Raw genomic sequence first — 14,226 nt, forward strand, 5'->3', positions numbered from 1 at the left:
AGTGACGAAATGATCGTATAGGTAAGGCACTATGGAAGCTAAGTCTTAAAGCGCTTAAAAATTCTTAACTAAAACTCAGCCTCGATTTGATTATCGCCCCTGCTTACTGGTTAAATGAACAAAACAAGGAGCGCAATTTGCAAACACCTCAGCTGCAACATTTTTATATTTCCGAAGAGCAATCTATTTACTTGCTCAAGGCCAATGATGCCCGTAAGCACAAGGCGTGGATCCGCCTGTGTAAACAGCAACTGAGTAAGCTTGGATATGCCGATATTGAATTAGTTGGCAAAGGTGCCTACGGTTTTGTGTTTGCTGGCATCAATCAAACAGGCGATGCCCATGTTTTTAAGTTTTCGCGGATAACGCTACCGCAACATGTTCAAGACCGGCTCGAAGAAGAAGCCTTTATGCTGTCATTGCTAAAACACCCTAATGTGCCTGGCGCGATTAAATTTGAACGTGTTGGCAAACAAGGCATTTTGGTGATGGAGCGTGCTAAGGGGGAAGATCTTGATCAACTATGCCGCAAAATGGGCGCACTACCTACCGCAATGATCATGAATATTGCCCGCCAGCTTGCCGATATTTTGTATTACCTACGAACGGGTAAACCTTTAGTTCACGGCGATATAAAACCCTCTAATTTAGTTTACGATATTGAGCAGCAGCATTTATCGTTAATCGATTGGGGCTCTGCTGTCTTTGCACAGCGGGATGAGCATAACCATCCCGTTGAAGACAATGTAATGGCATTAATGTCGAGCGATCAACAGCATACTAATGCACGCATGGGTGACGTATACTTTATTGGTGAAGAACAACTTAACGGTGCACTCTCCAGTCCACGCTTTGACGAACAAGGTGTGGCCGCGACGCTGTATTCCCTTGCCTCAGGACAAGCCAGCCGTTTTGGCGCGCAGGTAATTTCGCCTACCAGTATTGGTTTACCCATAGAATTAGCCCGCACCTTAGAAGGCATGCTCAGTACAGATCCTGAGCAGCGTAATACCGCTGGTGATTACTTTTTAAAAAGCATGCGCCACAGCCACCGATTACATTTACCCACGCTACCCAAAGCGGAGTTATTAGCCGATATTCCGGTTTGGGTACAATCGCGCGATAAAGATGTTGAAACCGTCAGCTACAGTTCACGTAAATCCTTTTTAAGGGAGCATAACGGTCAAGATCCTATTGCGAAGATGGACGATATTCAACTCGAAAAATATTACCGCAACTTCCTTGCGGGTATGGGCGATACCGAAAAAGGCTTTATCGCAGCGGTGGGCAGGTTGGCGCAGTATCCCATCGTGGGGGGGCTCGCAATCCATTGGCAAACAACTGGGGTATTTATCGACTCTAATCTTGCGATTTACGATGCAAATCAAAAAGGTGCGTTAATCATTGCTGTCAATAACATGGTGGATTTAGCGCGGGGAATTAAGCGTATCGGCGTGTTTAAGGCCTGTTTTTTTAACGCCAAAGACACGTTACACATCGAACGCGCCGATACCAGTGAGCCCTTTAGCGCTAGTGCTGATTTACAATTACCTTTTGACATTGGCGATGTGCCCACCTTAGAGGATAAATCGCGCTTACACTCATACTTCGAAGACGGTAAAGATCCCGATGAAAACCTCGAGCTCCCGCATGAAATCATGGAAGAATTAGCCCGTATTAACCAAATTCATCATACGGGTTGTATTATTTTTGAGGCACTGCCCAATCATTTGAAAATCCACAGTTACTTAAAACTACTTAATCCGCGTAAACAGGCGGCATTTCGTGCAAGTCTCGATCGCATCTTGCATCATGTGGGTAAAATTCAAGGCTACGGAGTGTCGGGTTTTATGAAATTACCTTACAAAAACACCCGTCGTTTTACCCATCTAGAGCGTAAAGCTGAACATTTTTACCCACGAAATCCCAAAAAAATTGGCGCCTAGTGCGCCAATTTTTAACCAAACTCAAAATGCAAAATCTGGGGACTCACCGCTTAAATCGGCGAGCCTGGCGGTAAGACAAGTGGCTTAGGAATAAGCTTAAACTGAGCATCGGTTAATCCGGTCGATAATCCCTGTTGTAGCCCATTGTAATGCGCCGCAAGACTAACATTTGCCCGATTCGCTCTCGCCTTTAATTGCTTAATCACAAACTGAATACGATCGTAAATAACAGCCCGAACTTCAGGAGATGTGTCTGGATTGTGTAGCGCGGCAAGGACTTCATCAACCACTACAGCATTGACTCGCATCCACACGCCTTCAACCAGTCCCAGCTTACCCTCTTGGTATAAGGTCGCCGCAAAAAGGTTATCGAGTAATGTCGTTACTGATAGCTGCTCGTTATCTGCTATTGCAGCTTGAGCAACACGGTTCAAACGTTTTGGCATCAATAAAAGGCTAATAGTATGACGACTAAACACTTCTGCCATGCCTAGAGGATCGGTAATGGCTCCTAAGCCTGAATCAAAGGATTCACGCGTAGCATGATAATTACCGGCCTTGGGCACTAAACTATCAAGCAAAGTTTGCGGTACCGTTAAGCTCGTTGCATCTAAGGTTTTAAGTACGGCTTCTAACCCCGCTAACTGCAACGGCGGTGCAATATAACTCCAGCGGCTCCCCTCACCAACAGACAGGTAGTTATAGTCAGTCCCGCCAATAAACTTAGCCACCGCATCAATTTGATAGCGCGTGAGTAAATAAATCGGTGCAAAGGTATCAGCTAACTCGCCCAGTGGCTCATTAGGTAATAATGCGGCACTGGAGAACCCCGCTATCGCCTTTGTACGAATATTATCGAGCTTAACAAGTTGGTCTATCGGATCATCGCCACTGTCCCACAAACTGGCATAAGCCTGGCTTGCATCTTTTTGGCGGGAATCGGCCTCGCTGATATAACGTAAGCCCCGTTTCGCCACATCGGCTAACAAGTCCGCTTGTTGCATTTGTTGCGCGTGCACATCACCCACATCGCTATAGCCATAAGCAATAGCAAAATCGTCCCAAGGGCCAACACCTGTGGCATAAGGCGCTGAAATATCAATATCGTTACCCGTGAGTTGGATTTTCGGATGAGGGTAATCCATCACAGATGCATCTTGATTACTCGAGGCTGCAAAATTATGGTCAAGCCCTAAGGTGTGGCCAACTTCATGGGCGGCCAGTTGGCGAATGCGTGCGAGCGAAAGTGCTGTTGCCGCTTTATCGGCTGCGATTCTATCCTGCCAGCCAGCGGTTAAGCCTTTGGCAATTAAGTAATCCTGACGTACACGCAAGCTGCCGAGCGTCACTTGGCCTTTGATGATTTCACCGCTGCGCGGGTCAGTTAACGCCGCACCATAAGACCAACCCCGTGTCGCCCTATGCACCCATTGGATCATGTTGTAGCGAATATCCTGTGGGTCGGCATCTTTAGGTAATAACTCAACTTTAAAGCCATCGATAAAGCCTGCGCGTGTAAAAGCACTCTCCCACCAGCGCGCGCCATCGAGCAATGCCGAACGGATAGGTTCAGGCACGCCAGGGTCAAGATAATAAATAATAGGTTTAACGACTTCGCTTGGCGCAGGCCCCAGATGCACCTTTTGTAAACGGTGGCGTAGGATAAAACGTTGTACTAAAGGTCGGTCAAAAGACGTGGCGTAGTCGCGATACTCATCAGATAGATAGCCGCTCATAGGATGATATGCCCGAGCCTGATAACCCGTATCGGGAAGCTCAACAAAAGAATAGCGCATGCGTACCGACATTAATGTGCCATCGGGTGTCACCTGCGCCACTTGCTCACCAGCAACATCGCCTTTAAAGGTAAGTTGAACATCTACGTCGGCATTTTTAGCAAAGGATTTAATCCCTGCCGGCAAGATAACTGATCGGCTCAAATCAAGCTGATAATCCCCCTGCGCAGTTTGTTGTAATACGGAAGATACGCCGTGCAAATCGTTGAGTACCAGATCGTTAATCGCAACCAATACAGGCTTGCCTTCAATGACTTTACCTTGCCATAACACCGAATCAGCAAAAGCTTCGGCAACGGCGCTTTGCTCGGCAGCATCAGGAGTATTAGCGCGATATTGGCTATTCAGTTGCTTTAGGACAACGTAGGGACCTTGGCGCTCAAACTGCACCATACGAGTTTGGCCAAGTTGACCACGGTCAAGGCCAATGTCATTTGAACCCACGCCTTGTGGCAGGCTAGTGACCAATAAAAACGGTTGATTTAAGCGATTAACCTCAAGGTATAACTCTCCTTGAGACGGCTCGTAATAGAGATTAACAAACCCTTTAGCTGCTTGGCTCTGCTGAATGATCTTAGCGCTAGGCGCAGTAGCGGCCACAGTAACAGTGGGAAATCCTAACAATGCGATGACTAAGGCTACACTTTGAGGTTTCATCTTTTCTCCTAATACGGCTAGCTGCGTTATTCATGAAGATCAATTGGAATAACGCGGGGCCATCACTGGCCCCAAGCAAAAAATTTAACGATTCTTGTACTGATTCTTATGTTTAATCCAGTGATTTAATGTTTCAAATAATTCATTGAGCACTATCGGCTTGGTGATATGAGCGTTCATCCCCGCCGCTAAACTCTTTTCCCTGTCGCCCGACATAGCATGAGCCGTCATAGCGATAATAGGTAGTTCATCGGTATTAAAACGCTCGCGCAGAGCTCTGGCCGCCGTAAGCCCATCCATCACTGGCATTTGGATATCCATCAATACTGCATCAAAAGGACGTGAATCAACAATATCCAGTGCAACTTGACCATTGCCAGCCAACACCACTTCATAACCCGCACTTTTGAGAAGCTCTGTCGCAACTTGCTGGTTAATAAAGTTATCCTCTACCAGCAATACTAATCCTGCGTACTCACCTTCTGTCACGACAACATCTTCTGGTGGCGGCAACATATTCAATCTTGGCTCGTCAGCAAAAGCTGCGATGATTTCATCGAACAAGCTTGATGCTTTAAAAGGTTTTTGCAGTACTGTAAACACCTTGGCATTATCCACTTGATCCTGCAAAGGTTCTGCCGCATAGGCCGTCATCATGATAATGACGGGGCGTTTTGCTAAAAGGCCTTCGGCCAACATAGTATCGATGGCGCTCACCACATCACAGCCATCCATTTCGGGCATCATCCAATCGAGTAAGATTAAATCGATTGGCGCCTGTGATAGTTTATCTAAGGCTTCAGCGCCGCTAGTGGCGGTATCGACATCAAAATGTAAATCCCGCATCAAGGTTGAATAAATCTGCAACGCGGTCGGATTATCATCAACAACCAAGGTACGCAAATTATTCAGTTTTTCGGGTACGACGAAAGGCTCAACTGTCGCTTCCTCAGCAATTTCAAAACTGATGGTAAAGCTGAAGGTACTACCTACCCCAAGCTCACTCTGCACTTGCATTTTGCCGCCCATCATAGAAACCAGATGCTTACTGATAGACAAACCTAAACCTGTGCCACCGTATTTACGCGTCGTCGAACCATCGGCTTGGGCAAAAGCATCAAATAACTTTTCTTGCTGATCTTTATCAATCCCAATTCCCGTATCACGAACCCAGAACTTGAGCGTAATACGATGGTCACGCTCACCCACATCTTCACACCCCAGCTCAACCTCACCCGATTGGGTAAACTTTACCGCATTCGATAAAAGATTAATCAGGATTTGCCCTAAACGCAGAGGGTCACCTTTGAGGATTAATCCCGAGGTTACTGGCGCATAGAGTAGTAACTCCACACCTTGTTCCTGCGCTTTGAGCGCATTAAGATCCAGTGCATGATCAAGCACTTTATCTAGCGGGAATGGCACTAATTCAAGCTCTAACTTACCGGCTTCGATTTTAGAAAAATCAAGAATATCATTGATGATCCGCAGTAATGATTGCGCCGAAAAACCGGCCTTTTCAAGGTAATCCTTTTGCTGCGCCGTTAACGCAGTGCGCTGTGCCAACTGCAACATACCGATAATAGCGTTCATGGGCGTGCGGATTTCATGGCTCATATTCGCCAAGAACTCACTCTTATATAGGTTAGCTAATTCAGCGTCTTGCTTAGCTTCCAGTAGCGCCACTTCGTTGCTCTTATGGCGGGTAATATCCTTGTGAGTACCGAGCATACGCTTAGGCTGACCATCACTAGTAAACTCCACCACTCGGCCACGACAAAGTACCCAATGATAGCTACCGTTTTTGGCTAATAACCGAAACTCGATTTCATAGGCATCAATAGGATTTTGTAAATACTCGCGCCGATACTCTTCCACCCGAACACGATCGTCAGGATGAGTTAGCTGATCAATTGCCGATAATAAGGCTGGAAATTCATTGGTTTGATAACCCAACATAGAATAGTAAGCAGGATTACAAATAATTTGTTCCGAGTCTAAATACCAATCCCACAGGCCATCTTCTACCGCATCCATGGCTAAGTGGTAACGCTCTTCCGATAATCGTAACTGCTCGGCTGCTTCATATTCACGGGTGACATCACGCCATACCGCAATCAACCCCTGAAGCTCACCACGGCGGTTATAGAAAGGTAGCTTTAGTGTGTCCAGTAACAACGGTTTACCTGCGAGCTCTATTTTTTCTTGGTAGCGCAGCGGCACACGATCTTTTAATACTTGTTCATCTTCAGCGCGGATACGTATACCCATTTCCGGCGAGGTTAAATCGTCTGACGACAAACCAATCATCTCGCTCTCGGTATAACCTAACATCCGCTCAGCGGCTTTGTTACAGCCTAAGTAGTTACCCTCTTTATCTTTAAAAACAATAGCCTCAGGAATCGCATCGAGTAAGGATCGCAATAGTGCATATTCGCGTTCACGCCGTTCCGTGGTGTCTTTTAAGCGTTCAGTTCGCCGTGCCACTAACTTATCAAGCCGCTTATTTTGCTCGGCTAAATGATGGGTATATTGTTTGTTTTCCTCAAAAATCCGACTCACTAACAAGAACCAAGGCTCCCAGCCGCGAGTGATTTTCTCTGGAGGCTTACGTGGCTCTTGCGAACACCCTTCAAGGTGCGATAACAAGCGTGATGCTGGGCTCACAAAGGAGCGGCGAGTCTGCCAATGCACTATGGTGACTAACACTGATAGCGCTATTACCACCAAGATAAACGTCAGCTGTAATTTCTCCCAAGAATCTTGGAATAAATCATCTTCATCCTGTAAATACAGTAAACGCCAAGGTGCGTTATGCAGGGCAACCGAGTGGATGTAATAGCCATTACGAATAATGCCGTCGTGGGCATCGAACAGTTCAGATTCTGGCAACGAATGCAGTTCAGACGGGATGCGCTGGCTAATGTGATAAACCCGATTAATGTCGGAAATATCAAAATCGCTGTGGGATAAAATATTATTCTGTTGGTCGAGTAAAATCACTGTACCTGGCATCTTAAAGTAAACTCGAATTTGCCGTGCTAAGGAGGCCAACGTCATGTCTAAATTGATTGAACCGATAAAGTCATCTTCTAAATAAATGGGCACACCTAGCGTGGTTAGCAAACCTTTGCCGGTTGAATCAACATAGGCTTCGCTCCAAAAAACGCTGCGTTGTGGGTTCATTGCTGGAGTGGCGTATTGGAACTGCTTCTTGTTGAGGTATTCATCCCTGAAACGTATATCTTCATCAGACCAGGGGAAATAAGACATGATCCTACGTTTAGACAGATAATAAATTGCCGAGGCTTTTGGGGCGGCTTCCTTAGCGACAGGGAACGACAGCGACAGCTCAAATAACATCTCAAGTTCTTGATAAAACCCATCACTGCGTCCATCAAGGGAACCGGCACCCGTGATCCGTCCCATGTTAGTAAAAGGTTTACCGCTCTGAGCATAGCGAGGTTCTAGGGTAAAATACTGGCCACTCTCATTAAACTTACCGTATTGGGGTAAGCGCTCTTTACGCACGAGCTCACCTAAACGCAGATGATCCACCGCAACATCACGTAAGCTTTTTACTGCTCGAATACTCGATTCAAGTAACAAATCGATTTGCAGCACATGTCGCTGTACTTGTTCTTCACGCTGCTCCATTTGCTGGGCTTTCTGGCGGTCAAAAAACATCCATGCGGTCAACAAAGACATGACGATAACGCCAATGTACGTATAAAAAACAGCACGGTTGTAATTTTTCTGGATCGGCGATTTTAGTTGGAGATCCGGCTCACTCGATTTCATCCACTACCCTTGATTGCAGCGCTTAATTTAAGCCATCGACGGCAAAAACTATCAGCACCTATAGTAGCAGGAAGAAACGGTCAATCACATAAAATAATTGCCCGATAAAGGCTACTCATACCACTGATAAGTCAATTAAAAATCTGTTACATAATAAACATCAGGCCTCAATATCTGAGGCCTGATTATTTACTCAAAACAAAACTCTCCCGCATTAGAGATGCTCTTCGGCATATTCAGCTAAGCGTGAACGCACCACGCCATTTAAATACACGTTAGCACTGCCTTCAAAGTCTTTAAAACGCTCAACAATATAAGTTAATCCGGAGGTGACAGCCGTTAAATAGTTAGAGTCAATTTGCGCTAAGTTACCGCAACAAATCAGTTTTGTACCTTCGCCCATACGGGTAATCATGGTTTTAAGCTGCGAAGCGGTGAGGTTTTGACATTCATCCAGTAACACGATGGAGTTTTGGATTGAGCGCCCACGCATAAAGTTAATCGACTTAAACTGGATATTGGCTTTTTCCATAATGTAATTCATGCTGCCGGTGGGATTAACATCATTCTTGTGTAGCACTTCAAGCGTATCAGTAATAGCGGCCAGCCACGGCAGCATTTTCTCCTCTTCGGTGCCGGGTAAAAAACCGATAGATTCGGCAATTTCAGGGGTATTACGGGTCACGATCACTTTATCGTAGCGATTACGCTCAACCACCAACTCAAGCGCCGCTGCCATGGCGAGCAAGGTTTTACCGCAACCGGCGGGGCCGGTTAAGATCACCAGATCTATATCGGGATCGAGCAGCGCTTGCAATGCCATACCTTGGTAGACGTTTTTAGGCTTAATCCCCCATGCTTCAAGGTTGTTTATCCGCTCGCGGCCTAAATCTAAAATATGCAGATGAGTTGCAGTGCGTTCTATCACTCGCCCGCAAAAATCAGACTCGGTATCGATAAGGTATTGGTTAATATAAAACTGATCATTTTCAAGATCGGCAATTGGTACTTCATGTACCGTATGCCGCCCCAGACGCTCGGTAGAAACCTTATTCAAGTGCTCCCAAAAATTGCCCTCAAACTGGTAAAAACCTTTACTGAGGAAACGAATATCATCAATCAGTTGATCGGTTCGATAATCTTCAACCAATTGAACACCGGCGCCTTTGGCTTTAAGGCGCATATTGATATCTTTAGTAACTAAAACAACAATACGAGGATGATGTAGGTTTTGCAGGTGTAAAACAGTATTGATAATGCGGTTGTCGTTACCGTCACCTGGCAAGGCGCCAAGGGTGAAGCTAACAAGATGGTCGGGGAAGATAGACAGCGAACCGATGGCATCGGCATGGCTTTCACGATTTGGTAAGGGAACTCCATTGATAATCTGCTCTGGAGTAGTTTCACCGCCAAGGGTGTCCTCCAATGCTCTGATAGCGACTCGAGCATCGCGGCTTACATCACTTTTTCTGTCTTTAATCTGATCTAATTCTTCTAGCACTGTCATCGGAATGACGACATCGTGCTCTTTAAATGAATAGATCGCCAAAGGTTCATGTAGTAACACATTGGTATCCAGTACAAACAACTTTCTGTCGTTTTGTTCCATGGCGCCTCCAGAGTGCTTCAGTAAAGTTTAAACAAACTTTTGAATCTCAATAAAAGTAACACGGCTGCAATGACTGGCTAAACATAAGGTAAAAATAACAATAAGGTTCAAGTTGATAGCGGTTATCAGCGCCTAAAACCTTATATTGATATTGGCACCAAAGTGACTCAATAACAATATAACCACCTTTATTTGCCTGCAGCTCAAGGCAGTGTATCGCCGCAAATGTGACGCTAGCATGACAATATCCTCAACTTGCACCACAACTTTGTCGCTTGTACAATTTGTAATCTATCACAGTGGAAATTAGGCTCTAACAAGTGATTGGGCGATTTAAATATCGTGAGTATTGGTATAACATACGCGCCCTTTGTTAGAGTCCGCCTAGAAATGAGAATTAAAGATGCCGTTCGCCTTAGGTCAACGTTGGATAAGTGATACCGAGTCAGAGCTTGGTTTAGGAACTGTGGTTCAAGTAGAAGGCCGTATGGTCACAGTATTATTCCCTGCCACCGGTGAGAACCGCATGTTCTCCCGCGCAGAAGCCCCTCTGACACGCGTTATATACAATCCCGGCGATTCGGTTGAAAGCCATGAAGGCTGGAGTCTTGTCGTCAGTGAATTGACTGAGAAAGACGGGATAGTGCTTTATCACGGTATTCACAGTGAAACTGGCGAAGAAGTGACTCTGCGTGAAACTCTGCTGAACCACAATATTCGTTTCAACAAACCTCAAGATCGTTTATTTGCCGGGCAAATTGATCGCCTCGACCGTTTTGGGGTGCGTTATCAATGCCAAATGCTGCGTCACAAATTGGCTTCATCGGACTTACTCGGCTTGCAAGGCCCACGTGTTGGACTTATTCCGCACCAAATGTGGATTGCCCATGAAGTCGGTCGTCGTTATGCGCCACGCGTATTACTCGCCGATGAAGTGGGTCTAGGTAAAACCATTGAAGCAGGTCTGATTATTCATCAACAACTGCTGACTGGCCGCGCTGAACGTATTCTGATTATCGTGCCTGATACCCTGCGCCATCAGTGGTTAGTGGAAATGTTGCGCCGCTTTAACCTGCGTTTTTCTGTGTTTGATGAAGACCGCTGCGTTGAAGCCTATGCTGATAATGACAATCCTTTCTACACCGAACAGTTAATTATTTGTTCACTGGAATTACTGCGTAAGAAAAAACGCCTCGACCAAGCCCTCGATGCCGATTGGGATCTATTAGTCGTTGACGAAGCGCACCACTTAGAATGGACAGAAGAAGCGCCCAGCCGCGCCTATCAAGTGGTTGAAGCACTAAGTGAAGTGATCCCAGGCGTTTTACTGCTAACCGCAACACCGGATCAACTTGGCCATGAGAGCCACTTTGCTCGTTTACGCCTGCTCGATCCAGATCGTTTCTACGATTACGATGCCTTCCTAACCGAAGAGGACAGCTATAAAGACGTGGCCATTGCCGCCGAAGCGCTAGCAGGTAACGCTAAATTATCCGATGCTGCTATCAATAGCTTGACCGAATTACTCGGCGAAAAAGATATCAGCCCAAGTATTCGTTTGATCCAAGCTGAGGGTGTCGATAGCGACGTTCAACAAGCCGCTCGAAGCGAATTACTACAACAATTACTCGACCGTCACGGCACTGGCCGCGTGTTGTACCGCAACAGCCGCGCCTCGGTAAAAGGTTTTCCGCAGCGTTTATTTAACGCTTATCCCCATGCTATGCCAGATCAATATCAAACTGCCGCACGCGTCAGTGGCATGATGGGCGGACATAAATCTTTAGAAGCGAAAGCGGCGCAAGCCCTGAGCCCTGAAAAGCTATACCAAGAATTTGAAGATAATAGCGCCAGTTGGTGGAAGTTCGATCCTCGCGTAGATTGGTTAATCGAGTTTTTAAAATCCCACCGCAGCAAAAAAGTACTGATCATCGCCAGCCAAGCAGAAACGGCGCTGAGCTTAGAAGAAGCCCTGCGTACCCGCGAAGGGATTCAAGCGACGGTATTCCACGAAGGCATGTCGATTATTGAGCGCGATAAAGCCGGTGCTTACTTTGCCCAAGAGGAAGGCGGCGCACAGGCGCTGATTTGCTCTGAAATTGGCTCAGAAGGACGCAACTTCCAGTTTGCCAGCCACTTAGTGCTGTTCGACCTGCCGCTAAACCCTGATCTATTAGAACAACGTATCGGTCGTTTAGATCGTATTGGTCAGAAAAATGATATCCAAATTCATTTGCCTTACCTTGAAGATACAGCCCAAGAACGTTTGATGCAGTGGTATCACCAAGGGCTTAATGCCTTCGAACGCACCTGTCCGAGTGGCCATGTGCTTTATCGTGAGTTTGCCGAAGAGCTATTAAATGTTCTGATAGGTAATGACAGTGACGAGCTAACAAACCTGCTCAATCATACTCAGAGTCGTTATAAAGAACTTAAACACGCAATGGAGCAAGGCCGCGACAAGCTGCTTGAAATCAACTCACACGGCGGCGACAAGGCGCAGGCTATCGTCAACCGTCTTGCACAGAACGATGGTGACACCCATTTAATCGGCTCCGTTATCCGACTGTGGGATATTATCGGTGTTGATCAAGAAGATAATGGTGAAAACTCGATCATTTTGCGCCCGAGTGAGCACATGATGTTCCCGACGTATCCGGGCCTACCAGAAGATGGTATGACAGTGACATTTGATCGCGACACCGCTTTGTCCCGCGATGATATCGCGTTGATAACCCAAGAGCATCCATTGGTGCAAACAGGGCTCGACTTGATCACAGGTTCAGAAACAGGTACCACCAGCGTAGCCATTTTAAAGAATAAAGCACTGCCAGCAGGCACCTTATTCTTAGAACTTATCTATATGGCTGATGCGTCTGCACCTAAATCGAGCCAGCTATATCGTTATTTACCACCGACCCCAATCCGCGTGTTGATGGATAAAAACGGTAACGACCTGTCAGCTAAAGTGGATTACACCAGTTTTGATAAACAACTGAGCGCGGTCAATCGTCATATTGGTGGCAAATTAGTTACCGCATCTCAACCTATTTTGCACCCACTGTTTGCTAAGGGCGAAGAATATGCACAAGTGGTTGTTGATGAAATGGTTGTTCAAGCGAGAGAGAAAATGACTCAACAACTGAGCGCTGAGCTCGACCGTTTAGAGTCACTCAAAGCCGTCAATCCTAATATCCGTGAAGAAGAATTAGAATACCTGCGCAACCAGATGCAAGAGCTTAATACTTATCTCGATGCCAGCCAGTTACAACTCGATGCTATCCGTATGGTGCTCGTCAGCCACGTATAAACCCTAGCTGTAAGTTGCAATAATCTGCCCAGCCCCAGCGCTGGGCTTTTTTATGGGAGCCATCAGACTTTATAAGGAAAATTAACCCTAGAGGAAGCGTTCAGGTTATACTCAAATATGGGTGAATTTATGAGACTACACAGGTGGTTATCAATTCTATGGTGCGTATCCTCTGCTTTATCTTTAGCTGTATTGTTGGCATCACTACTCTGCCGTCCTTTAGTGCTGATACCACCACGCCTGCGGTTAATACTGTAGAAAAAGAGAATCCTCCCACGCCAACACCAACACCAACACCAAAAAAAACTAATTACAACTATTTACCCGCCAGCGAAATTAAACAAATCACAATCGATAATAAACAATACGATTTATTAGTTCGCCCGTGGGAAGGGAAAAAGAAACTCGGTACGGCCATTATCCTGCCCGCCACCAACGGTACGGCAGATTCTCCAGGACTGATGGCTTTCGTGCGCCGTAATATTAACCCCGCGGGTTGGGCAAGCTTAGGGGTAACGCCGCCCACTGAGCCGCCAACTGCCAATTTTGCTACTGATGCCACCGAAGTGACCTCAGCTGGCGCGGCGCAACTCAGCGCTCCTTCTAACAAACCTAGCCCTAAAGTTAAGCCTGAAGACAATAATAAACATCAACAGGAGCAGGAAGATTTCCTCGTTAAAAGTATGTCGCAATTAGATGCCATTGGGGCAGATTATGCGGGAAAACGCATTTTGATCACCGCAGATCAAAGCGCTGGATTACTGATTAGCCTATTAAGCCAAAAGAAAATTGCCAATCCTGATGTGTTGATCGTCATCAATCCCTATCGTGAAGATGAACAACGTAATCAAGCACTACCCGAGTTATTAGCCAAACTTACAATGCCGATTTTAGATATTCAATCACCAGATGGACACCCTGCCTCATTAGAAACGGCCAAGCATCGTAAAACGTTGGCGGTGACGCTAGAAAGCCCTAATTATCGACAAACCACGTTAGCCCTTAATTTAGACAACGAAAGCGCTTGGCAAAACTGCCTTAATACGATTAAAGGCTTTGCCGCCCGCATGAGCGGCGCGCAGTAAAGGCGACATCAATAAAACGGTT

Annotated in this window: 6 protein-coding genes; 3 read left to right on the top strand and 3 right to left on the bottom strand. The window is 46.2% G+C overall.

Features of this window, described 5'->3' with window-relative positions; genetic code table 11:
* Positions 1-137 precede the first annotated feature (137 nt).
* Positions 138-1,946: a protein kinase domain-containing protein gene (locus C9I43_RS13470; RefSeq protein ID WP_107883757.1), complete on the top strand. Its 1,809-nt coding sequence runs from the start codon at positions 138-140 to the stop codon at positions 1,944-1,946.
* A 50-nt stretch (positions 1,947-1,996) separates the two neighbouring features.
* Here C9I43_RS13470 and C9I43_RS13475 read toward each other — a convergent pair whose 3' ends face one another.
* The 3 genes from C9I43_RS13475 to C9I43_RS13485 all read right to left on the bottom strand — a co-directional run bounded on the left by C9I43_RS13475 (position 1,997) and on the right by C9I43_RS13485 (position 9,809).
* Entirely contained in the window at positions 1,997-4,399 is a 2,403-nt protein-coding gene (locus tag C9I43_RS13475; protein ID WP_107883758.1) for a zinc-dependent metalloprotease, read from the bottom strand.
* 84 nt (positions 4,400-4,483) lie between these two features.
* A complete protein-coding gene (locus C9I43_RS13480; RefSeq protein WP_107883759.1) occupies positions 4,484-8,200 on the bottom strand; it encodes a response regulator in 3,717 nt (1,238 codons plus the stop codon).
* A 214-nt stretch (positions 8,201-8,414) separates the two neighbouring features.
* Positions 8,415-9,809, bottom strand: coding sequence for a PhoH family protein (locus tag C9I43_RS13485; protein WP_107883760.1), 1,395 nt, complete (start codon positions 9,807-9,809; stop codon positions 8,415-8,417).
* Between the two features lie 403 nt (positions 9,810-10,212).
* On the opposite strand from C9I43_RS13485, the gene rapA reads away from it, so the two are divergent.
* Together rapA and C9I43_RS13495 are read left to right on the top strand one after the other, a co-directional pair.
* The gene (gene rapA / locus C9I43_RS13490; protein ID WP_107883761.1) at positions 10,213-13,119 is read left to right on the top strand and encodes an RNA polymerase-associated protein RapA; all 2,907 of its coding nucleotides are present in this window, start codon (positions 10,213-10,215) and stop codon (positions 13,117-13,119) included.
* Between the two features lie 158 nt (positions 13,120-13,277).
* Positions 13,278-14,204, top strand: coding sequence for a DUF3530 family protein (locus tag C9I43_RS13495; protein WP_107883762.1), 927 nt, complete (start codon positions 13,278-13,280; stop codon positions 14,202-14,204).
* Positions 14,205-14,226: the final 22 nt, after the last annotated feature.

Source organism: Shewanella morhuae (genome assembly GCF_003028295.1).
GTDB classification, from domain to species: Bacteria; Pseudomonadota; Gammaproteobacteria; order Enterobacterales; family Shewanellaceae; genus Shewanella; species Shewanella morhuae.

Coding starts and splice junctions, on each gene's coding strand:
- C9I43_RS13480 (WP_107883759.1), bottom strand. CDS start 8,200: ATGAAATCGAGTGAGCCGGATCTCCAACTAAAATCGCCGATCCAGAAA.
- C9I43_RS13495 (WP_107883762.1), top strand. CDS start 13,278: ATGGTGCGTATCCTCTGCTTTATCTTTAGCTGTATTGTTGGCATCACT.
- C9I43_RS13485 (WP_107883760.1), bottom strand. CDS start 9,809: ATGGAACAAAACGACAGAAAGTTGTTTGTACTGGATACCAATGTGTTA.
- C9I43_RS13475 (WP_107883758.1), bottom strand. CDS start 4,399: ATGAAACCTCAAAGTGTAGCCTTAGTCATCGCATTGTTAGGATTTCCC.
- rapA (WP_107883761.1), top strand. CDS start 10,213: ATGCCGTTCGCCTTAGGTCAACGTTGGATAAGTGATACCGAGTCAGAG.